This is a genomic window from Chryseobacterium sp. L12 (assembly GCF_056133985.1).
This window is the reverse complement of record NZ_JBVYOF010000023.1, coordinates 81077-103342: the sequence shown is the minus strand read 5'-3', so window position 1 is coordinate 103342 and position 22266 is coordinate 81077. Positions and strand designations below refer to the sequence as shown.

General features: G+C 35.4%; 22 protein-coding genes, 1 other RNA gene and 1 pseudogene. 6 read left to right on the top strand and 18 right to left on the bottom strand.

What is annotated here, in order from left to right:
* The 7 genes and pseudogenes from AC0NBN_RS13340 to AC0NBN_RS13310 form a co-directional block, all read right to left on the bottom strand.
* Window positions 1-1436 (bottom strand): annotated as a pseudogene (locus tag AC0NBN_RS13340) (hypothetical protein); the annotation flags it as partial.
* Between the two features lie 15 nt (window positions 1437-1451).
* A complete protein-coding gene (locus AC0NBN_RS13335; protein ID WP_160814031.1) occupies window positions 1452-2390 on the bottom strand; it encodes a formyltransferase family protein in 939 nt (312 codons plus the stop codon).
* The gene (locus tag AC0NBN_RS13330; protein ID WP_160814030.1) at window positions 2387-3508 is read right to left on the bottom strand and encodes a type 1 periplasmic-binding domain-containing protein; all 1122 of its coding nucleotides are present in this window, start codon (window positions 3506-3508) and stop codon (window positions 2387-2389) included. Before AC0NBN_RS13330 ends, AC0NBN_RS13335 begins: the two co-directional genes overlap by 4 nt.
* Window positions 3509-3563: 55 nt before the next feature.
* On the bottom strand, window positions 3564-4106 hold the full coding sequence (locus AC0NBN_RS13325) for a phage tail protein (protein ID WP_160814029.1): 543 nt from the start codon (window positions 4104-4106) through the stop codon (window positions 3564-3566).
* Window positions 4107-4140: 34 nt separating this feature from the next.
* The gene (locus AC0NBN_RS13320; protein WP_143885502.1) at window positions 4141-4680 is read right to left on the bottom strand and encodes a phage tail protein; all 540 of its coding nucleotides are present in this window, start codon (window positions 4678-4680) and stop codon (window positions 4141-4143) included.
* A gap of 58 nt (window positions 4681-4738) precedes the next feature.
* The gene (locus AC0NBN_RS13315) at window positions 4739-5278 is read right to left on the bottom strand and encodes a phage tail protein (RefSeq protein ID WP_143885501.1); all 540 of its coding nucleotides are present in this window, start codon (window positions 5276-5278) and stop codon (window positions 4739-4741) included.
* Window positions 5279-5876: 598 nt separating this feature from the next.
* Window positions 5877-7745, bottom strand: a complete 1869-nt coding sequence (locus tag AC0NBN_RS13310) for an endonuclease (protein WP_160814028.1) — start codon at window positions 7743-7745, stop codon at window positions 5877-5879.
* Window positions 7746-7939: 194 nt separating this feature from the next.
* Between AC0NBN_RS13310 and AC0NBN_RS13305 the strand changes: the two genes are divergently transcribed.
* From AC0NBN_RS13305 to AC0NBN_RS13290, 4 genes are all read left to right on the top strand, one after another.
* The gene (locus AC0NBN_RS13305; RefSeq protein WP_089744755.1) at window positions 7940-9079 is read left to right on the top strand and encodes an acyl-CoA dehydrogenase family protein; all 1140 of its coding nucleotides are present in this window, start codon (window positions 7940-7942) and stop codon (window positions 9077-9079) included.
* 152 nt (window positions 9080-9231) lie between these two features.
* Entirely contained in the window at window positions 9232-9864 is a 633-nt protein-coding gene (locus tag AC0NBN_RS13300) for a peroxiredoxin (RefSeq protein WP_089744756.1), read from the top strand.
* A 102-nt stretch (window positions 9865-9966) separates the two neighbouring features.
* Window positions 9967-10275, top strand: a complete 309-nt coding sequence (locus AC0NBN_RS13295) for a thioredoxin family protein (RefSeq protein ID WP_160814027.1) — start codon at window positions 9967-9969, stop codon at window positions 10273-10275.
* Entirely contained in the window at window positions 10275-10523 is a 249-nt protein-coding gene (locus tag AC0NBN_RS13290) for a DUF6952 family protein (RefSeq protein WP_089744758.1), read from the top strand. Before AC0NBN_RS13295 ends, AC0NBN_RS13290 begins: the two co-directional genes overlap by 1 nt.
* Window positions 10524-10554: 31 nt before the next feature.
* Here the strand turns inward: AC0NBN_RS13290 and AC0NBN_RS13285 are convergent, their stop codons facing one another.
* Window positions 10555-11607: a threonine aldolase family protein gene (locus AC0NBN_RS13285; RefSeq protein ID WP_143885497.1), complete on the bottom strand. Its 1053-nt coding sequence runs from the start codon at window positions 11605-11607 to the stop codon at window positions 10555-10557.
* 83 nt (window positions 11608-11690) lie between these two features.
* Here AC0NBN_RS13285 and AC0NBN_RS13280 point away from each other — a divergent pair, with 83 nt between their 5' ends.
* The gene (locus tag AC0NBN_RS13280; RefSeq protein ID WP_143885496.1) at window positions 11691-12344 is read left to right on the top strand and encodes a metal-dependent transcriptional regulator; all 654 of its coding nucleotides are present in this window, start codon (window positions 11691-11693) and stop codon (window positions 12342-12344) included.
* 43 nt (window positions 12345-12387) lie between these two features.
* On the opposite strand, the gene AC0NBN_RS13275 is transcribed toward AC0NBN_RS13280, so the two are convergent.
* The 8 genes from AC0NBN_RS13275 to AC0NBN_RS13240 all read right to left on the bottom strand — a co-directional run bounded on the left by AC0NBN_RS13275 (window position 12388) and on the right by AC0NBN_RS13240 (window position 20310).
* Window positions 12388-12966: a glutathione peroxidase gene (locus tag AC0NBN_RS13275; protein ID WP_143885495.1), complete on the bottom strand. Its 579-nt coding sequence runs from the start codon at window positions 12964-12966 to the stop codon at window positions 12388-12390.
* A 20-nt stretch (window positions 12967-12986) separates the two neighbouring features.
* Window positions 12987-13649 carry an outer membrane lipoprotein-sorting protein gene (locus AC0NBN_RS13270; RefSeq protein WP_160814026.1) on the bottom strand — a complete coding sequence of 221 codons (663 nt, stop codon included), beginning with the start codon at window positions 13647-13649 and terminating at the stop codon, window positions 12987-12989.
* Between the two features lie 114 nt (window positions 13650-13763).
* Window positions 13764-14486 carry a 3-deoxy-manno-octulosonate cytidylyltransferase gene (gene kdsB, locus AC0NBN_RS13265; RefSeq protein WP_160814025.1) on the bottom strand — a complete coding sequence of 241 codons (723 nt, stop codon included), beginning with the start codon at window positions 14484-14486 and terminating at the stop codon, window positions 13764-13766.
* Window positions 14487-14733: 247 nt separating this feature from the next.
* Window positions 14734-15987: an aminotransferase class I/II-fold pyridoxal phosphate-dependent enzyme gene (locus tag AC0NBN_RS13260; protein ID WP_160814024.1), complete on the bottom strand. Its 1254-nt coding sequence runs from the start codon at window positions 15985-15987 to the stop codon at window positions 14734-14736.
* A 267-nt stretch (window positions 15988-16254) separates the two neighbouring features.
* On the bottom strand, window positions 16255-17970 hold the full coding sequence (locus tag AC0NBN_RS13255) for a phospho-sugar mutase (protein ID WP_160814023.1): 1716 nt from the start codon (window positions 17968-17970) through the stop codon (window positions 16255-16257).
* Window positions 17971-18042: 72 nt separating this feature from the next.
* Window positions 18043-18744: a GIN domain-containing protein gene (locus tag AC0NBN_RS13250; RefSeq protein ID WP_160814022.1), complete on the bottom strand. Its 702-nt coding sequence runs from the start codon at window positions 18742-18744 to the stop codon at window positions 18043-18045.
* A 1-nt stretch (window position 18745) separates the two neighbouring features.
* Entirely contained in the window at window positions 18746-19696 is a 951-nt protein-coding gene (locus AC0NBN_RS13245) for a glycosyltransferase family 2 protein (protein WP_160814021.1), read from the bottom strand.
* Between the two features lie 17 nt (window positions 19697-19713).
* A complete protein-coding gene (locus AC0NBN_RS13240) occupies window positions 19714-20310 on the bottom strand; it encodes a DUF4199 domain-containing protein (protein ID WP_160814020.1) in 597 nt (198 codons plus the stop codon).
* A 132-nt stretch (window positions 20311-20442) separates the two neighbouring features.
* Between AC0NBN_RS13240 and ffs the strand changes: the two genes are divergently transcribed.
* Window positions 20443-20540, top strand: an RNA gene (ffs, locus tag AC0NBN_RS13235) — signal recognition particle sRNA small type.
* A 59-nt stretch (window positions 20541-20599) separates the two neighbouring features.
* Here ffs and AC0NBN_RS13230 read toward each other — a convergent pair.
* Window positions 20600-21286, bottom strand: coding sequence for a metal-dependent hydrolase (locus AC0NBN_RS13230; RefSeq protein WP_160814019.1), 687 nt, complete (start codon window positions 21284-21286; stop codon window positions 20600-20602).
* Window positions 21283-22260 (bottom strand): tetratricopeptide repeat protein, encoded by a 978-nt coding sequence (locus tag AC0NBN_RS13225; protein ID WP_160814018.1) that lies wholly within the window; start codon window positions 22258-22260, stop codon window positions 21283-21285. The genes AC0NBN_RS13230 and AC0NBN_RS13225 overlap by 4 nt, the downstream gene beginning before the upstream one ends.
* Window positions 22261-22266 lie beyond the last annotated feature (6 nt).

Sequence of the window (22266 nt, the reverse complement as noted above, 5' to 3'; positions counted from 1 at the left end):
CCTGTTCTGTCTTCTGTCGTGATTCCACCACCCCAATTGAACGTATATGGTGCAGTTCCACCTGTCGGAGTTAAATTAATTGCTCCTGTTGAAGCACCGTTACATGCTACATTCGTTACAACCGTACTTCCTGAAACTGCTGTTGCAGGCTGATTAATCGTAAATGTTCTTGTGGCCTGACATCCCAAATTATCTGTAACCGTTACAGTATAGGTGCCGGCAGACAGACCGGTAGCCGTTGCAGCCGTGCCACCGAAAGGTGCCCAGAAATAGGTATAAGGCGCAACACCACCTGATGGTACTACCGTAGCAACACCATTGGAGCCACCGTTACAGGATACATCAGTTTTGCTTCCTGTGGTACTTATGCTTACAACAGTTAATGTAGCAGCAGTAGAAGTAGCAGAGCCTGAACCAATTGCCACCGCACGGTACTGATAGCCGTTCATTGCTGAAGTAGCCCCTGTGATTGTTAAAGTATTGGTTGTAACTCCTGAATAAGGAGCGGTATTAGTCAAAGCAATAAATCCACTGCCAGAATTCTGATACCACTGATAAGAAGTGGCTCCCGAAGCAGCAACCGTAAAGGTAGTGGTGCCTCCTGCACATATAGTTCTGTTTGCCGGACTTGCCGTAATTACAGGATTACTCGCCAGAAATGTACATCCTGAATATTGACCAACAGAAGCTGTACTAAGTGACCAGTTCGCAAGAGTCATCACTGTTGTACGAACATTTGCCGCTGTTGTAGTAGGTGTTCCGGAACAATCGAATTTTCCTGACTGTGCAAGTGTATTTCCCGTAACAGATCCAGTATAAAACGCACTGGTTCCACCGGTAAGACCGGGAGGCATTAATGAAGAATTAGGTCCTGCCGATGCTCCGACGTTCCATCCTACAGAAGTTGAACCTGCAGTATAAAAATAGTTAATCCCTGCAATAGAGTACGCTCCAGATCCTGTTATACTGCCGTTTCCTCCCTGAAATGCTATAATCTGGTCTCCCACATTAGATAAAGAAAGTCCGTTTGTAGAAGTCCCTTCGGTAAGAGCAACAGTACCGTTAACCGTTGATGTAGATGAAGCAGGGTTGTAGGTAGAAGCTACAAGCCCAACAATAAACACCTCGGTTCCTACCGGCAACGCAGTGCCGCTCGTCCAGGTAATGGAAGATTCTGTACTCGCTGCAGCCTGCCATCCGGAACCGTTATAGCCCCGATCTGTGAAACTTATCTTTGTTCCGCTCGAAATATTGGTGAGCAAAACAAATGAAAAGCGATCTCCTGCACCTGCTAACGGAGTAGAATCGTACGCCGTGAAGGCGATATCTCCCGGCGCAAGAGTTGTCTGCGCATAAGCTCCGGAGGCAAATAATAACGAACCTACTAACATGATGAAGCTGGTTCGTTCTTTAATTTTTAGATAGAAATTTTTCATATTTAACATTTTCGATTACAAATTGATCAACTGACTGCCTTTTTTTAAGCCAAATGCACTTAATTTATGACCACTCATAAAACCTTCATCTGTATATATAATATCCAGGCGAAGCTGAGTTTCATTACTGCATTTTACGATTAAACCGCTTTCTTCACTGAGTGAAAGAATAGTTCCCGGAGGATTAGGCAGATCATTTATTTTCTCAACAACAGTAGCTTCAACTACTCTTATATTCCAACCATTCCATTGAGTATAAGCACCTTTATTCCAAGGATTACACGCTCTGGAAAGAGCTTCAATAGTTTGAGCATCAGACTTTTGCCATGATATGCATACATCTTCCGCTTGTGGTTTTTTATAATATTTTGCTTTTAAATTTTCCTGTTCAGTTCCCTGAAAACCATTTTTTAACAGAGGCAAAAGTTCAATAAGAAGATTAGCTCCTAACCATGATAAATTGGTACACAAAATACCATGGGTCATATTTGAGCTTATAGGTAAGGTCTTTTTAAGTATGACAGCGCCTCTGTCAATTTTTTCATTTATTACATGAACGGTGATGCCTGTTTCTTTAGCCTGACTTCTTAATGATTGAAATACAGGATCTGCACCACGCATTTCCGGTAAAAGACCATAATGGAAATTATAGAATGTAGCCGGGTATTTTTTCAATATTTCACCTGAAATCTTCCAGGGAAAAGTCATGGTAAAAATATATTCAGGATTTACCTTTCCTATTAATTCAATTATCTGAAGAGAAAATTTTTCTTTCTTCATGATGATTAACGGAATACCAGATTGCCTTGAAAGCATCATACAGAAATCAATAACGTCTGTATTTCCTTCCGGTACACCAATACCATAAAGCTGTCCTGATGAATGCAGAGACTGCAAAGCAGGAATTGCCATCCGATTATTACATAATACCGCTATTTTAGATTTTAAATTCATGATTCCAAACAAGCATAAGCATTAAGCCATGTATTTGCCTCAACATTCTGCATAGCTTCTATATTGATTTTCAGACTTTCTCGTTCTTCTTCTGTAACTGAAGCCATACGTACGTTTTCAAGAATACAGTTTCCTGTAACCTCATCCTTCGTTACGGTCGCATAGTAAACAGGAGCTTCTGTGAATCTGTTTTCCGGATTCATAAATACTTTTCCACGAGGCGAATCGATTGAGATATTGTCAAATTCAACATTTTCCATCCCAATAAAAAGTGCAGCTTCCCAACCCAACAATGAGAAGAGATTGGCTTTCCCTTCTTTATTTTTATTCAGTATTTCAACAAAAATCTCATTTTGAGGAATCTTCAGATTTTGTGACCACGGAACTGCCGAATTCCAGTCTCTTCCCGGATAAGCTATTTTTTTCAGCCATAGTTCTTCTGAGGTAAATGCTGCTCCGTAAATGGAATGATTTTCTTTGATTTCGTTACTACTGCTGAAAAAATCTTCTGCCATATCGCCACAAAAGGATATAAGCACAGCAGTTTCCTTTTCGTGCTGAAGATAATCTGTAAGTGGGGATAAAGTGAAATCTGCCCGGCGCAAAGAGGTAATATGATTAAATCCTATTGTACCTCCTTTTTCTTCAACTGCTTTTGAGTAGATATAAGAGGTACGATAGCCTGCATCATAAAACGAACATGTGAATGCAAAGTTTTTATACCCATGCTCAATTGCCTGCTGCACAATAACTCTTGTACATAAGCTTCCCTGCAAAGAAATAAAATATGTATGCGAAAGTTTTCCCTGAAAAGCAGGAAAATGATATCCGCTGTCTAAAACAAGCAATGTTTTATCAGAAGATTCGAAAAGCGGATGTACAAATTCTGCCGCCAGAGGATTGATATATCCAATAACGACGTCTGCACCTTCCAATAAAAACTGTTCGCAACGTTCATAAATTTCTTCATGTTTTGCGGCAACACCGATTCCCGAAGAGACAATTTCGTGGTAACCTTCTAAACCTAGTTTTTTTAACGACTGTTTGAACCCATCCATAATATCAAAAGAAATTGAAGGATAGATTACCGATCGTGGTAAGAGTAAAGCTATTTTCATTTTTTTTAAATAAAACCTCTAATAGATAAACTATCAGAGGTTTGTTGATTATCAATTATGATCTTGATGGGAAAATCCCGTATAGGCAAATAATATAATTCACTCCCAAGTATGGCTGTTGCACACTAATAGGCTGACTTCCCCCTGCAATACTTAAATTAAATGCAGTAGATATTGGTCTTAGTGTTGTATCTGCAGTCTGGTTTGAATATAAACCAGATAAGGATGCAAGTGTATTATCGGTAGGTGAACCGGTATCTCCGCCATCCGAAAAAGTTTTGATAGCAACAGTTTCGCTACCTGAATTGTGTGTGTGGGTCGGCATATTTGCCAATGTACATGTTACTTTTTCGCTTCCGGACATTTCTCCCAACTGATAACTTTCGATACCCACTGCATTTCCTGTTCCCATTGGTGCTCTACCTGCAAAATTGGGTAACATAAATGTAGTTACTCCGTTTCCACCGTAGGTAGTACCGAGTAATGCAAATAATGCCTGATTAGTATTTATATTTAAAATCTGTCCCTGACAAAATGCCCAGTTTTTTGGAGCAAAATCTCCTGCAAAAATTCGGATTTCTGACATTGTTCCGTCCATAATGATTAGTTTTTAATGTTAAAGATTTACTAAATTAACTTCTGCTTGGGAAAATTCCTTCAAGACAAATAATGTAATTGGTTGCCAGTACAGGCTGAATAATTCCAAAAGGCATATTACTTCCCACTACAGACAAAGAACCCGTAGTTGTGGCTGGAGCAATGTGAGTATCCGCAGGTTGTGTAGAATAAGCGCCTTGCAATCCTCCCAGTATAGTTCCTGAAGGAGATCCTGTATCTCCGCTGTCTGAATAAGCAGGAAAACCTATTGTTGAACTGGCAGGATGATTATGCGCAGGCATTTGAGCTGTAGTCATTACGGTAGATTCTGAACCTCCTGCCTGTCCTAAGCTGATGTTTGTAAGACCAGCTCCAGTACCCGTTCCTACAGCAATTCGGCTGCGAAGATCAGGAACTGCAAATGTGGTTTGCCCGTTTCCTCCGTAGGTTGTACCCAGAATGACAAAAGATGCCTCATACATTGATATACTATATTCTGTCCCATCACAAAATGCCCAACCTCTTGGCGCAAAATTTCCGGCAAACAGACGAATTTCTCCTATATATCCTTCCATAATTTAAGTGTTTGATTATTATAATTGTTTTTAAGTTTTTAAAAATTTGGTCTAAATATTAAGATCTTTGAGGAAAAACTCCGTACATACAGATAATATAATTCATTCCCAACGATGGCTGATTGATCGATAATGGAGCGTTTCCACCAACAGCACCTATCTGCAAAGGAAGAGGAATAGGCTTAGTTGTCGAATCGCTTCCCTGTGAGCTGTACATCCCTCCTTTTGCAGCCAAAACATTGTTAGATGGTGATCCCGAATCTCCTTCTTCAGAAAATGCAGGTATTACAACACTCCCTGTAGCAGCATGTGTATGTGCAGGCAGATTACTCATATTCAGTGTTACAGCATTGTTACCTGCGGTTGCACCAAGATTGTAATAAGATAATCCAGGTCCCTGTCCTGCACCAACTGCAGATCTTCCCATGAGGTTAGGCAATCCAAAAGTGGTTTTACCATCTCCGCCATAGGTTGTTCCCAGAATAGCAAACAAAGCTGTATTTGATCTGATTGCCAATAATGAGCCATCGCAATACCACCAGTCTTTAGGGGCAAAATTTGCGGCAAAAAGTCGGATTTCTCCAATTGTTCCTTCCATAATTATTTGTTTTTTTTAAGGATTAATATTTAAAATCATTGCATTTATAAAATATGCAACAACTTCATTTATTTTTTATAGTGATATTTTAGTAAATCATTTCCAACAATAAAGTATCATAAATCACCCACAAGATTGTAGATTGAATTTATATTGAAGCAAATATTGTAGATTAAAGTAATTTCACGTGTAGTGAATAATGCCTGAAGCAGGCGGAATTTTCAGCGTTTTTCATATAAATTTGGTTTGTTTGGTTATAGCTTAAAAATCAACTGGTGATATGTTACAAATATAATATTATTTTTAATATATCACATACCATAGATTCAAATTAATATAAATTTTACATAATATCAGTTTTTAGACTACAGTATTAATAATATTTTACTACCAATTTTCTCATACAAAAATAACCTTATTCAGTTAATTGACGCTCCGTATTTTTACGGTTTTTCAGCCTTTAATTCCCTTTTGAATTTATATTATATTAATTATAATCTTGTAGTTTGATACATTTCAAATAATAATCAAAACACTTAAAAAATAAAAACTGCCTCAGCGAGACAGTTTTAGTAATCAATTTTATCAAGATAAAAACCTATTTTTTTATCAACTGGTAAACTTTACCATCTAAGTTTAAAAGAAAAACTCCCTTTGAAAGATTTTTTACAGAAATATTGTTCTTGTTTTTAAAAGGATTTGTTTCGGAAACAATTATTCTGCCTGATAAATCTAAAATCTGTGCAAGAGCAATCTTTTCTACGTTTTTACCTTTTACGAAAATACCATCATCCACAGGATTTGGGTAAATTTTCCACTCATTAGACTGGGCGGAAAGTATTTCTCCTGTAGACAAAGTTCCTAGATTCTGACAGTAATTGCTTGGGTAAACATCCCATTCTGCAATACTAAACGAAGTTGTTGGCTGACCAACAGTCGACTTTCTATACAAAGAAACATTGCCTAAAACTGAAGAATTATTGGTTCCCGGAATGCCAATTGCATCTACTGTGCTTGATTTATACCTTAATTCAACATACTGACTTCCGCTGTAAGTCATCTGCGGAGCAGCAGTAACAAACTTTGCCTGATTGATGGTATAGCATGAAAAGTTTGCATCAGGATTCAACACCACAAAGCTTTCATTGTTCTGAACAATTCCTTCCAGTTCGTAAGGAGCGGGAAAATAATAATTGCTTCCGCTGGGAAACTGTATAGATAGTCTGTAATCGCTTAGATTTACCGGATGTCCTGTTTTATTGGTTATTTCGATTCCTTTGTTATTAGAAGTACCCTCAAGATATTTTGTAACCATTAAATCGCGTGCATATACATCGCTGGCTAAAGTTGTTGCCGAAACCATATTGCTGTCCGGAGATAATAGATACCCGTTATCATACGCTTTCACAGTATAAGTATAAGCTGTGGAAGGAGTAAGATGGTCTGCACTGAATGTAGTTCCTCTGGTAGATCCTATTAATGTTCCATTCTGATAAATATTATACCCGATAACATCAGAACTTGTACTTGGTGACCAGCTCAATGTAGTAAAATAAGCGCTGTTTTGAGTTACACTTACATTAGAAACAGCCTGCGGAGCTACTGTATCGGGAGTTTGTCCCCAAATTAAATTGACCCACGACGGATTATCTATAAATGGATTTCTGTTTTTTTGAATATTGTATACCTTATTATTTCTGTCGATTTCTCTTTGAGAAACAGGATCCTGCTGATGCCACTGTAAAAGCATCGCAACATAAGCCGGATCAAAAGACCTTTCTTCAGTTCCGTCTAAAGGATTGGTATCTGAAGCAGGATTTGTATTGTTATTAAAGTTAAAAGTCCCAAGCTTTCCTTCGTATCTTACTGCAAAATAAAGCAGACTTCTAGCTACATCCCCTTTAAATTCGTTAATAGGCTCATAAACCCTTCCTGTATAAGCAACTCCCGGAATGGCACAATTTCCTATTCTGGAAGAATTGGTAAAGGTATAAAATATAGTAGAACCTACCATTCCATAAGGATAATTGCTCCTTAGCTGATTAATTCTGGCGTCAGCAGGAATTACATAAAACAAATCCGAATACATGGGATAATTACTGTAAAAAGTACTCTGCGGCATCATATGCTCCCTGTTCCATCCCAGACCTTCTGCACCGGAAGATCCCGTAATATTAGCTGTTGTATATTCATACGCATCTGGTCCTGTAGGAATTTCAGAATAAATATCCATTAAAATGATTGTATTTGAAGCTGTATGATCATAATAAACATCCAGATCAGTCTGATTATAATAATTCGTAAGATCTCCGTAATGCCAGTTAATATTTTTTGATGAAATAATATCATGCAGTTTAGATTTCAGAGCATAGCCTGAAAGTCCTGTCGTTCCGTCATAGTAACCGGAGGGTATCTGTGCAGACACAACAGCAGATAAAAAAAGTACAGAAAATAAAGTTTTTCGCATATCAGTAAAAATTGGAGGGCTAAAATAGCTATTATATCTCTTAACTTTACAAAGTTACACATTAATATTATGTTAAAATAAAAATCCCGTTAATATTGATTTACAATTCTTTAAACAAAATACATCAATATGCAATATAAAATTCTTTATAATTTCGTCATTTTAAGTATCTTTGGAAAATAACTATATCTAATATGAATACAGAAACGATTAACAACATTAAAATGATAGCAGAAACAGCAAAAGATTTTGCTGAAAAAAATATCAGACCCAATATTATGGAATGGGACGAAAGCCAGACTTTCCCTAAAGAACTTTTCCATCAATTGGGCGATATGGGCTTCATGGGAATTGTTATTCCTGAAGAATATGGAGGTTCTGGTCTTGGTTATCACGAGTATGTTGCAATTCTTGATGAAATTTCTCAGGTCGACCCATCCATCGGTCTTTCTGTAGCAGCGCACAACTCGCTTTGTACTAATCATATATATGAGTTTGGTAATGAAGAGCAAAGAAATAAATGGCTTCCACAACTGGCAAGCGGAAAGGTAATCGGAGCATGGGGACTTACCGAGCACAATACTGGCTCAGATTCAGGAGGAATGTCTACAACAGCCGTTAAAGACGGCGATGAGTGGGTAATCAATGGTGCTAAGAACTTTATTACTCATGCCATCTCAGGAGATATTGCTGTTGTTATGACAAGAACAGGTGAAAAAGGTGCTAAAAATAATTCTACCGCATTTGTTCTAGAAAAAGGAATGGCTGGTTTCACTTCAGGAAAAAAAGAAAACAAATTAGGAATGAGAGCTTCAGAAACTGCTGAACTTATTTTTGATAATGTACGTGTTCCTGATACTCACAGATTAGGTGAAGTGGGCGAAGGTTTCAAACAGGCAATGAAAATCCTTGATGGCGGAAGAATATCTATTGCTGCCTTGAGTTTAGGTATAGCAAAAGGTGCTTATAAAGCAGCATTGAAATATGCAAAAGAGAGAAAACAGTTCGGAAAATCAATTGCTGATTTTCAGGCAGTTAATTTTATGTTAGCTGATATGGCTACTGAAATTGATGCTGCTGAACTACTGATCCAGAGAGCATCGACTTTAAAAAATGCTAAACAAAAAATGACCAAAGAAGGAGCTATGGCAAAATTATATGCTTCAGAAGCCTGCGTGAGAATTTCCAACAATGCCGTGCAAATCTTCGGAGGTTATGGTTATACAAAAGATTTCCCTGCAGAAAAGTATTACAGAGACTCCAAACTTTGTACCATCGGAGAGGGAACTTCAGAAATTCAAAGACTGGTTATCGGAAGAGATATTACAAAATAGATTCCTAATTAGATTTATACAGAGACTCAGCCTATGGTTGGGTCTTTTTCTTTAGCTTAAATAATTATAGATTTTATTTATCAATAATTGCTTTATGATAGACGAAAATATTTTATCTTTGCAACCGTAAAATAAATCAAAAAATAAAAATTATGTCTTTAGTTGGAAAAAAATTCCCAAATGTAGCAATTGATGCAATGAGTGAAATGGGTGATGATTTGAAAATCAATGTTTTTGAAGAAGCGGCTTCAAATCACCAAAAAGTACTTTTATTTTGGTATCCGAAAGATTTTACTTTCGTTTGCCCAACTGAGCTTCATGCTTTTCAGGAAGCTTTACCTGAATTTGAGAAAAGAAATACAAAAGTGATTGGTGCTTCTTGCGATACTAACGAAGTTCATTTTGCCTGGTTAAACGTATCAAAAGACAATGGAGGAATTGAAGGAGTTACTTATCCTTTATTAGCTGATACTCACAGACAATTGGCAAATATGCTGGGAATTGTAGACCAGGATTTTGAATACAATGAAGAAGGTGAAGAAGTTTTCACAGGTTCAAATGTTACGTACAGAGCAACTTACTTAATTGATGAAACTGGAAAAATCTTCCACGAATCAGTAAACGATATGCCTCTTGGAAGAAACGTAAAAGAATATTTAAGATTAATCGACGCTTATACTCACGTTCAGAAGCACGGTGAAGTTTGTCCTGCAAACTGGGAAGAAGGAAAAGAAGCAATGAAAGCTGACAGAACTTCTACTGCAGAGTATTTAGCTAAAAATTAATAAATTAATTTAATCTAACAATGTAGCAATGTAACAATAATGTAGCAGCAAAAGATATTGGTAAACTGTTATATTGTTAAATTTTACTCAAAAATTCAACTTATGTATACAGAATTGGCAGAAGATACGTTGCAGAATATTGTAAAAGACAACGAAAAAGTAGTCGTACAATACGGTGCAACATGGTGCGGAAACTGCAGAATTATGAAGCCTAAATTTAAAAAACTGGCTTCTGAAAATGAAAACATCCCTTTTTTATATGTGGATGCAGAAAAACTTCCTGAAAGCAGAAAATTGGCTAAAGTAGACAATTTACCAACCTTTGCCATCTTCAAAAACGGAGAGCTGGTTAATCAGGTGCAGTCTAATCAGGCAGAAAGTCTTATTAATTTATTTAATGAATTAGCATAATGAAGTTACCTATAATAAGACAGTTTTATCAGAATCAGACTCCGGAAAATCTGGAAAAAACATTAGAAGTTTTAGAAAGTTTTTCTGAGTTCAGAGGTACAACAGAAGAAGATCTTAATGTGGCAGGTGAGCTTATCACCAATATTTGCGGGGCTTTGGAAGTTCACGCCAATGTTCAGAACGGTATGAGCGAAAAAGATGCGCTTAATTCTTTCGCACAGAAAGTTTTGGGTTCTATTGACAAATAATATATTACCCAAATGAGGATAAAAATGCAGCTTATTGAGGCTGCATTTTTTTATTTAATTCGTTTTTCACTGCTTCAATAAACTGTTCTACTGCTTCATCAGACGTGTTCCAAGAAGTAATGAGACGAATGGCAGAATAGCTGTCATCTATCTTTTTCCATACATAGAATTCAAAATTTTCTGATAGTTTATTGATGAGCTGATGATTCAAAACAGGAAATATCTGATTGGTGTACGTTTCTGACAGGAACTCTACTTCACTGTCTTTCATGAAATTTTTGATTTTCATCGCCTGCTGATTGGCTTTTTCTGCTAAATCAAAATACAGATTTTCGGTCATCAGTTCCAAAAACTGAATTCCTAAAACTCTTCCTTTGGCGAGCAGCGCTCCTTTCTGTTTAATATTAAAAGCAAAATCCTGCTGCAATTCTGTGGAATTAATAATAATTGCTTCCCCAAATAAAGCCCCGTTTTTGGTTCCGCCCAGATAAAAAACATCAGTAAGTTCAGCAATATCTTTTAGCTCCAGATCGTTATTTTCGCAAGTAATTGCCTGTCCGAGACGCGCTCCATCCATAAAAAGTAAAAGATTTTTTTCTCTACAAAATACACACAGCTCCTGAAGTTCTTTTTTAGAATAAACAGTTCCTAATTCTGTAGAATTGGAAATATAAACCAACTTCGGCATCACCTGATGCGGAATATTTTGATGGGCTTCCAAAACAGGAATAATGTCTGATGGAGAAAGCTTCCCGTCTGCTTTTTCAACACCTAAAATTTTATGTCCGGTTGCTTCAATTGCTCCTGTTTCATTATTCAGAATATGTCCTGTTGCGGCAGAAATCACACACTGGTAAGGCTTTAGAAGAGACGAAATGACAATCAGATTTGCCTGAGTTCCGCCGGAAACAAAATAAATATCTGATAACGGACTTTGGATTTCTGTTCTTATTATTTCTTTTGCTTTTTTTGAATATTCATCTTCACCGTAACCCGGCTGCTGATCAAAATTGTATTTTGCCAAAGCTTCCAGAATTCTGGGATGACAGCCTTCGGAATAATCGTTTTTAAAGGAAAATTTCATTCTGCAAAATTATAAAATCAAAGCTAATCAAGACTAGGTTTAAAAAATATTTTGTTAGATTTGTAGTTACAAGTATCTAACATTTGAAAGCAACACTCACAGAAGAAAATTACCTGAAGGCATTATTTCATGTCGTAGACGATGAGGGAAAAGTAACCATCAACGAACTGAGCAAATTTCTCAACGTAAAAATGCCAAGCGTTAACAATATGATGAAGAAGTTTGCTGAAAAAAAATGGGTTATTTACGAAACATACAAACCTTTGAGAGTTACCGAGAAAGGAAGGCGCGAAGCCGCATTAGTAGTAAGAAAACATCGTCTTACTGAAATGTTTCTCGTTAAAAAAATGAATTTTGGGTGGGAAAATGTACACGAAATTGCAGAGCAGCTGGAACATGTGCATTCTAAAGTTTTTTTTGATAAAATGGATGAAATTCTAGATTTTCCCAAATTTGATCCTCACGGAGAACCTATTCCCGATAAAGACGGAAATATTATTTCTCAGGATTTACAGAAACTAAGCAGCTGCAAAGCAGGTGAAACTGTTATATTTACTTCTGTTACGTTATCTGATGACGCTTTTCTTAATTATTTAACCGAAAGAAAACTGCTGCTCAATACAAAAATAAAAATTGTAAAAATTGAAGATTTTGATCAATCGGTAACCGTTGAAATCGCAGGAAAAACTGAGATTTTAAGTAAAAAAGCAACCGAGAAGATTCTGGTAAAGCATTAAAGCAAAAAAGCGGATTAAAATCCGCTTTTTAATATAATAAGTATTAATTGAAATATTTAGTAATCGCCTCGTCAGTTGGTTTCACTTTACTTGGGAAACTTTCAATCAGTTTTCCGTTTTCGTCAACTAAAAATTTGGTGAAATTCCACTGAATATCAGTATCTTTTACTCCGTTTAAGTTTTTATCGGAAAGATATTTGAAAATCGGAGCCGTATCATCTCCCTTTACAGAAACTTTGGAAGCCAAAGGAAATGTCACTCCATAATTTTTCTGACAGAATGCACCAATCTCAACATTGGATCCCGGCTCCTGTCCGCCAAAATTATTGGCAGGAAAACCTACAACAACCAATTTTTCTGCGTAATCTTTAGAAATTTTTTCTAGATCAGCATATTGCGGTGTGTAACCACATTCTGATGCGGTATTAACGATCAGAATTTTTTTTCCTTTAAAATCAGCAAAATTAATGGTTTTGCCCTCTTCCAATGCATCTACTTTGTAATCATATATTGACTTTGACATAACTTGTTGGGTTTTTACTTTAGAAACATCGTTTTTTTTCTGTGCGCAGCTGTTACAAAACACTGCAAATGAAACCATTACTATGAAAATCTTTTTCATTATAGACTTTTTTAATTTAATTAAAACTTAAAACTATTTTCAGGGAATACCTTATTGATTTCCACTTTATTGAGAAGCATTACATAATCTCCGTCTTTTTTGGCACTTGAAGATTCTATTCGGAAAGGCATCATCAAATTTCCAACCTTTTTGTAATCGGAGTATGATAATGTTTCATCTTTTTTTACTTCCTTTAAAAGCATATACGACTTTGTATCAAAATAATAGTAGTTTTTATTCACATTTTTCGTCAGTTCCACCTTATGACAGTAGATCTCTCCTATTTTTTCTTTTCCTAAATATTTTGCTTCAAAACCTTTGTTTTCCCAGTCTATAAAATCATTATCAAAACTTTCAGCAGTATATTCTTTGTATTCCTGAAGTTTATTGGTTGCATAATTCATCGCATATCCTTTTGTACCGTCATAGCCTTCGATAGCCGTATCTTTTCCGCCGATGGTAATGACAGTTTTGGTTAAGTTGGGTCTTTGCTGATAAATCTTGATAGGATATTCGTCTTTAATGCCTAAAATCACTTTTCCCTGAAGGAAGACTGAGTTTAAGAGTTTCCAATTGGTCAAACCTCCGGATAATTCTATATTCTTGTCTATAATTTCTTTAGCAGTCTGAGCAAAAGAAAGTTGTGAGAATACAAGGACAAATACTACAAGTAATTTCTTCATTCAATCAAATTTTTTCAAATCAAATATAAGACTTTTTAATTTGAAAATTTAAATTGATACATTCGAAAATTGATGCATAACATCTGATTTTTAAATTATCCAATTCATATGTTTTCAAATTAATTTTCTCGCTTTTTCCAGATCTTCCGGTGTATCAATTCCTACTCCGACAAAATTGGTTTCAATCAGTTTGATTTTCATTCCGTATTCCAGATAACGGAGGCATTCTATTTTCTCAGAAATTTCCAGAGGTTTCATTTCCAGCTTTGAGAACTGTAATAAAGCGTGTTTTCTGAAAGCATACACTCCGATATGTTTAAAATAATCAACATCATAAGAAATTTCTCTGTGAAACGGAATAACAGAACGGCTGAAATACAGTGCAAAACCGTTATTATCGGTAATTACCTTTACGTTATTCGGATTTTCGATTTCTTCTTTTTCGTGAAGTTTTATTTTTAATGAAGCCAAAGAAATTTCCTGATTTTCATCCTGCTTAAAAACTTCAATCAGCTGTTTCAACGGTTCCAGTTTTAAAAACGGCTCGTCCCCCTGAACATTAATCACAATATCACAGTCGATATTTTGCACCGCTTCTGCAATACGGTCGCTTCCCGTTTCATGTTGACCGGTCATTACAGCTTTTCCATTATTATTCTCAATCTCATTAAAAATAATTTCAGAATCTGTAGCTACAAAAACTTCATCAAAAAGTCCGGTTTCCACAACATTTTGATAGGTTGTGGTAATCACTGTCTTTTCACCCAGAAACTGCATCAGTTTTCCGGGAAAACGGCTGGCTTCGTAACGTGCAGGAATAACGGCTATGATTTTCATTATAAAAATATCTTTTTTCTAAATTAATATCGGTTTTTTATCATCGAATCGCATGCAGCCCGACTTGAGCGGAGCTCTTTTTGCCGAAACGAAGTGCAGGCAAAAAAGCGGGAGTGGAAGGCGGATAAAGCTGCCCAAATAAATCCTTTTAAAAGCCTGAACAAAATAAAATTGCCGAAGTAAAAACCTTCGGCAATTTATGTGATTTTTCTTAAAACTCAAATTCTCCAATGAGAATTTGGTTGTATTATTTTAAGTTATTTAAAGCATTTTCTAATTTCGGCATCATTACTTCAATTTCATCAGTTGCCAAACCTCCGACTGAAGCTCTGAACCAAGGCTCAGATTTTGACTCACCGAAAGCTGAGAACGGAACTAAAGCAACTCCCGCTTCATTGATTAAATAAAATACAAGATCTGATGAAGTTTCAATTTTGTTTCCGTCAGGTTTCACTTTTCCGATATAATCCAGCTTTATTGTAAGATATAACGCACCCATCGGCTCAATACTTTCTACCGATAAACCTTTTGTCTTCAGATCCTGAATTCCGTTGTGAAGAACTTTTAAGCTCGTTTCAAGCTTATTTTTAAAGTCTGTAATAAAAGCATTTACTTTCTCTGGAGTCTGAAAATATTTTGCTGTTGCTTCCTGCTCAGGTTTTGGCGCCCAGGCTCCAACGTGAGTTAACAAAGCTTTCATTTTATCAATAACATGAGAAGGACCAAAACCCCATCCTACACGAACTCCTGTTGCTGCCAAACATTTTGAAATACCATCAATGTAAATGGTGAATTCTTTCATTTCCGGGAAAAGTGAAACAGGATCTACGTGTTTTTCACCAAAAGTAAGATTAGAATAAATCTGATCATACATTAAATATAAAGGCTTTTCGTCTGCTCCTCTTTTACTGTTCTCTTCAAGAATCATTTTACAGATTTCTCTTAGCTGAGCTTCTGTAAACATGGTTCCTGTAGGATTAAGCGGCGAACAAAGAGCCAGTAAAACAGCTCCGCTAAGGTGAGGTCTCAACTCTTCAGCAGTAGGTAAAAAATTGTTTTCCTGAGTAGTTTTTACTTCAATTGCATCGGCAGAAGTAAGGTATGCGTAATGATTGTTGTTCCATGATGGTGTAGGATAAATTACCTTATCGCCTTCGTCAACTATTACTTTATAAACAGCGTAAATCAACGGTCTTGAACCTGCTGTAATTAATATATCATTAGCTGAATAATCTAAATTCCATCTTGTTTTCAGATCTTTTGAAACTTCTGTACGTAAAGATAAAAGTCCGTTTGCAGGCGGATAATTGGTTAAATTATTCTGATACGCTTTCTGAATTTCCTCTTTCAATTCTACAGGAATCGGATAAATATTTGAGTTCAGATCTCCAATCGTAAGGTTCGCAATTTGCGCTCCCTTCGCTTTCAGATCATTTACTTCATTACCAATTTTTACAATTTCAGAACCAATGAGGTTCGCCGCTAATTTTGAAACTTTCACTTTTATTTACTTTTAATATATTATATTTTAGGTTGCAGAGATTAGATTTTAGCTAAATAATTATTAATCATTATAGTTGATTTTAACGCAAAGTTCGCAAAGCTTTTTTAACAGCTAATTGTTTTTAAGTTCGTAAAGGCGTTTGACTTCGTCGAATCTTCGATTTCACTCAGTAAAGAACACAAAAGTTTTCAGTAAATGACTAAAATTAATAATAATCAAAATCAGTAAAACTTTTATCTAAAACCTAATTCCTGCAACCTTATTTTAATTCAATTGAAGATCTTTTCTTACTTCTTCTATTTTTTGTTCTAAAGACTTTAATGTAGATTTGAAATCTTCTTTTGAATGTAAACTTTCTTTTACAGAAACATAAAACTTAATTTTTGGCTCTGTTCCTGAAGGTCGCACACAAACTTTTGTTCCGTCCTGTGTGTAATAAATCAATACGTTAGACTTTGGAATATCATCCATAACGTGTTTTTCATTTTCAGAAACTACAAAATTGGTCTGTTCTTTAAAATCTTTTACTTCTTCCACCAAAGAGCCAGCCAATGATTTTGGAGGATTTTCACGGAAATTCTTCATCATATTCAGAATTTCTTCTGCCCCGTCTCTTCCTTTTTTAACGATGTTAATCAAACCTTCGTAATACATTCCGGTTTCCTGATAAATTTCAATCAGATATTCGTACATCGTTTTTCCGTTGGCTTTACACCATGCTGCAATTTCGCAGGCTAAAATGATACTTCCACAAGAATCTTTGTCACGAACAAAATCTCCCGTCATAAAGCCGAAACTCTCTTCTCCACCACAAACAAATTTTTCCTGACCTTCAAAATCACGGATCATTTTTCCGATCCATTTGAATCCCGTTAATCCAACTTTACAGTCAACACCGAATTTTTCAGCAATATCAAAGAAAATATCTGAAGTTACAATCGTAGAACCAATGAATTCTTTACCTGTAATTCTACCCTGCTTTTTCCATTGATCTAAAATATAATATGTCAAAATGGTATTACACTGATTTCCGTTTAACAACTGAATTTCACCTTCCAGATTTCTTACAGCAATTCCTAATCTGTCGCCATCCGGATCGGTTCCGATAACGATATCCGCATTGGTAATTTTCGCTAAATCCATTGCCATTTCCAAAGCTGCAGGTTCTTCAGGATTCGGAGAATCTACCGTAGGGAAATTTCCGCTTGGAATCATCTGTTCTTTTACGAGATCAATTTTCTTAAAACCTGCTTTCTCCAAAGCTTTCGGAACTGTTGTATAGGTCGTTCCGTGAATGGATGTGAAAACGATATTCAAATTTTCTTTACCAACATTCTGATAAGAAGAATTTTCGATACAGGCATCAATATAAACATCATCCTGCTCCTCTCCGATCCATTCGATTAAATCATCATTTCCGTTAAATTTAATTTCTTCAAATTTCACAGAATATACTTCGTTGATAATGGCTTCATCATGTGGCGGAACAATCTGCGCTCCGTCATTCCAATATACTTTATAACCGTTGTATTCCGGTGGATTGTGAGATGCCGTCAAAACAATCCCTCCATGACAGTTTCTGTCACGAACGGTAAAAGATAATTCAGGAGTCGGTCTGTGATTTTTGAAAAGCAAAACTTTAATTCCGTTTGCCGTTAAAACATCTGCCACCAATTTTCCGAATTCTTTTGAATTGTTTCTTACATCATAAGCAATCGCAACTTTTATCTGCTCATCAGGAAACTGCTGCAACATATAATTGGCAAGTCCCTGAGTTGCCTGTCCTAATGTATATTTATTTAAACGATTGGTTCCTACACCCATAATTCCACGCATTCCGCCGGTTCCGAATTCTAATTCTCTGTAAAAAGAATCTTCCAAATCCGGAGAATTACCTTCAATTAATAATTGAACTGCATCTTTCGTTTCTTTATCGAATGTATCTGCAAGCCAAAGCTGGGCTTTTTCTAATGTTGTCATATTTGTATTTCGTTCTTTATAGTTTAATTTTATTCTTCAATATTGTCGTAGATTTTTAAATCACCAAAACAATTACTGAAGTTTTTTATTTTCAACTTTTGTCGTTTTCTCAACTTTAAAAGCTCTGATCGGATCATTATAATACACAAACTTCGCTGTGTTTTTCACATTTCCTTTAAGTGAATCTTTTACATTAACTTCGGCATAATTTCCGTTTTGAGAATCTAAATTCAGATTAATGATTTTCCAATACGGTGCAATCAAACTTGCGGTGTCAGAAATCTTAATTACTGCATTTTCAGTTCTGCCCAAAAAATTAGCTCTACTTTTGTTTTTCATGTCAATTTCAGCTCTTCTGGTGTTGATTGACCCCATAAAAGTAGCATAATTTTTTAAATTTAATCTGAAATTATCTGTCTTAATTTCGCTTGAAATATTCATTTCTACAGAATCTGAAATTGAAACTTTTTCTAAATTATATTTTGAATAAATGGTTACATTATAAAAATCGACTCCTTTTGTGTCTCTGCTTTCCTTAATTGAAAGGGTTTTATCATCAACATCAATATCCAGATTATCTGCAATATTGGGATATGTTTCTATTTCAACAAAATTTTTCGGTCCTCTTGCATAAAATACCCTGAATTTGCCATCTAAATCAAGATTAACAAATTCCTCAACATCCACTTCTTTTTTATCTAAATTTCCTTTCGGAGAAATTTCTCCGCAGGAAACGGCGGTAATCAAAATTATCGTAAAGAGCAGCTTTTTCATATTATATCACTTCATCAATATTATAATTCTTATGCTCTCTATTGGTTCTGATGATCATTTCCCCTAAAAATCCTGCGATAAAAAGCAAAGTTCCCATTAACATCATCGTTAAAGCAATAAAAAACCACGGATTATTGGTAATCAAATGACCGTAAATTCCTCTCGCAACGTCAATCAGTTTTGAAATTCCAAGCCAAAATGCTGAAAGAAAACCAACGATGAACATTAAAGTTCCTACTGCTCCGAAAAAATGCATGGGTCTTCCTCCGAAACGACTTACAAACCAAAGTGTTACCAGATCCAAAAAACCTCTGATAAACCTTTCTGTTCCGAATTTGGAAGTACCGTAGGGTCTTGCCTGATGCGGCACTTCTTTTTCGGTAATTCTTCTGAAGCCGGCATTGGCTGCCAAAACAGGAATATAACGATGCATATCACCGTACACATCAATGGATTTTACAACTTGTTTTTTATAGGCTTTTAAGCCGCAATTGAAATCATGAAGATACACTCCTGAAACCTTCCTTGCTGCCGCATTGAAAAGTTTTGATGGGATATTTTTGGTCATTACATTATCAAAACGCTTCTTTTTCCAGCCGGAAACAATATCATAATTTTCTTCAATTACCATTCTGTACAATTCTGGAATTTCTTCCGGAAAATCCTGAAGATCGGCATCCATTGTGATGATAACGTCACCGTTTGTCCTTGCAAAAGCAGCATGCAGAGCCTGAGATTTCCCGTAATTTCTGGAAAATTTTATCCCGTGAATCTGGGGATGCTGAATTTTCAAATTCTCAATAATACTCCAGGAAAGGTCTGTACTTCCGTCATCTACAAACCACACTTCATAAGATAACTGGTTGGTTTTACAAGTGTTATCAATTCTTGAAAACAATTCTTCAAGAGATGCTTCTTCGTTGAGCAACGGAATAACGATAGATAAATTCATTTAATTTTTATAACAATTTATTCTTGATTGGTATTTTCGGTGTAGACTTTTTTTGTTCTGAAAAAAGCTCCGAAAAACAACGACAAAACTACGTAAAATATAAGAATTGCCGCAAAATATCCTGAAAAATGACTGGCTGTAAGCATATCTTTTCCTTTGATAATCTCCGGACTGAATCTTTGAAGACTTTCTCTATATTTTTCTTCAAGTTCATCAATATCTTTTTGATGTTTCAGAATTTTTCTTGCAGAATTATATTCTTTATCCAGTTCAGATTTTTGTCTTGTAACATATTGATAGTTAAGCAGCTTCTTTGCATCGGTATCAATAAAATTAAGAAATACAAAAATGCTTAGAACAGATAGAAAACCACCTACAAACATAGGAACGAAAGCTCTTTTGAAAGCTTCTCTGAAGCCCATTCTTTGTTTGTTCCAACGGGATTTTACTGACCAGAATGCCGCTAAAGCATAAAAAACAGGAAGTACAAAAGCGTTGACTTTCAATGAAATATCAAAATAATTAATTCCCGAGAAGAAAAAATAGACTACAAAAAAGATCAACATTGTAGCTGCAAAAAGCAAAATTCCTAAGGTTACCGGACTCTTCGTCATAATTTCAGTTTTTAGAAAAAATCTTGAAAAATATTGCTCTAAATTTCAGCATTTTAGCTGTTTTAATGGCGTTTTTCGAAGATTTTTCTTTAATAATATTTTTAAGTTTATAATTAATTCCTATCTTTGCAACGGCAAGTCCTAAACAACCAGCTCCTGAGAATCCTCCAGGGTGGGAACGCAGCAAAGGTAATCGGTCGTAGCGGTGTGATTTAGGTAGCTTGCCATTTTTTATTTATTTAAGTGAAGAGATTAAGATGATTTATAAATTACTTAATCTCTTTATTTTTTATATTTCAAAAATTTCACCCAGTTTCGGTAAAACCAATTCAATATTTTTATCAGCAAAATGCTTTACAGCATTATCATGATTGATCTCAATAGGCGGAAAAGTATCAAAATGACATCCGATTACTTTTGGCGTTTTTAATAATTCTGCTGCTGCAAATGCTGCTTTTCTTGCACACATTGTATAGTGACCTCCGACAGGAAGAATAGAAAGGTCTAAATGACCGAAAAGTTTGGGAAAAAGTTCCATGTCTGCCATCACCCCTGTATCTCCTGCCAAGTACACGTTTTTACCTTCAGGAAGCCTGAAAATATATCCTACAGGAACACCGCCGTACGTTCCGTCCGGAAATGAGCTTGTATGATGCGCAGGAACCATAGAAATCTTCAGGTCTTCTATTTTTGCTGATCCGCCAAGATTAATATCAATTTTATTCTGTGCATTATCGAAATATCCGCATATTTCCGGAACAGCAATAACAGCTGCTTCAGGGTACTCTTTCAAAACCTCTCCTACATCAGCAATGTGATCTTCATGAGCATGAGTAAGCAGAATATAATCAATTTTCTGAGCAGTAATATCAAATCCTGACTGCTCCTTTTGATAGTTGTAAAAAGGATCACAAAGAATTGTTTTTTCTTTATACGTGAACAAAAAACAGTTTTGTCCTAAGAATTGTATTTTCATTTTTTAATTTTTATAACTAATAATATCATAATCAGAGCTAAAACAATCCCAATGATAGGAATTATTGGTAGCTTGTTTTCCGGTTCTTTAATATTTTCAATGTTTTTAAAATCCGAGGTTTTTGGGTTTGAATTTTTCGTAGTTATTGAATTTGTTTCCAAATCTTCATAATCATTATCTACCCGTTTACCTGAATCTTTATTGTCTTTTATAAGTTTAGTAAAATAATCAATTCTCTTTTGCAGTAAAGGATTTTTACAACCATACTTTTGGGAGATTTCATAAGCTTTTTTTGCTGACTCTAAATCATAAGAAAGTGATAAAACATTACCAAAATCAAAAAACAACTTCCCTACAATAATATCTTTAGGTTTTACAAATTGTGTTCTTTCTGAAAGCTGATAAGATAAATCAAAAAGAATATCATTGAGATTATCTTTGGAATAAGTAGATGTAGGAATAACTTTCTTTCCAAAATCTATCCCCAGAAAATTTTCAGACTTTATAAATCCTAATTTTTTAGCGAGAATTTTAACATGAATCCATTCTGAACCATGATGGGAGTCCTTATTAAGATCAAGAGCTTTTTTGATCCACTTTAAAGCATTAAAATTATCTCCTTTCAACTCATAGGCAGTGCCTAAATTAGATGCAATTTCATATTTATTTGGTTCTATCTTATCAATATAATTGAAAATATTAATTGCTTTATCATATTCTCCCAGATAAACTAAAGAAGTAGCATAATTAAGATACGAACCCATATTTTTTGTTATCTGATAGTTTCTTAAATCAGATTTTGCTCTCTCAATATAGTCAGTTTTATCAAAACTGTTAATTTCTACAGGAAAGTACCTTTCCCCTTCGGTATGGACTTTTTTCCCATGAACATCTGTCCCTACAATGTAATAATTGAGACATGCAGGAACATTTATAAAAGATAATAAGAATAAAAAAGCAACAATACTTTTCATTATTTA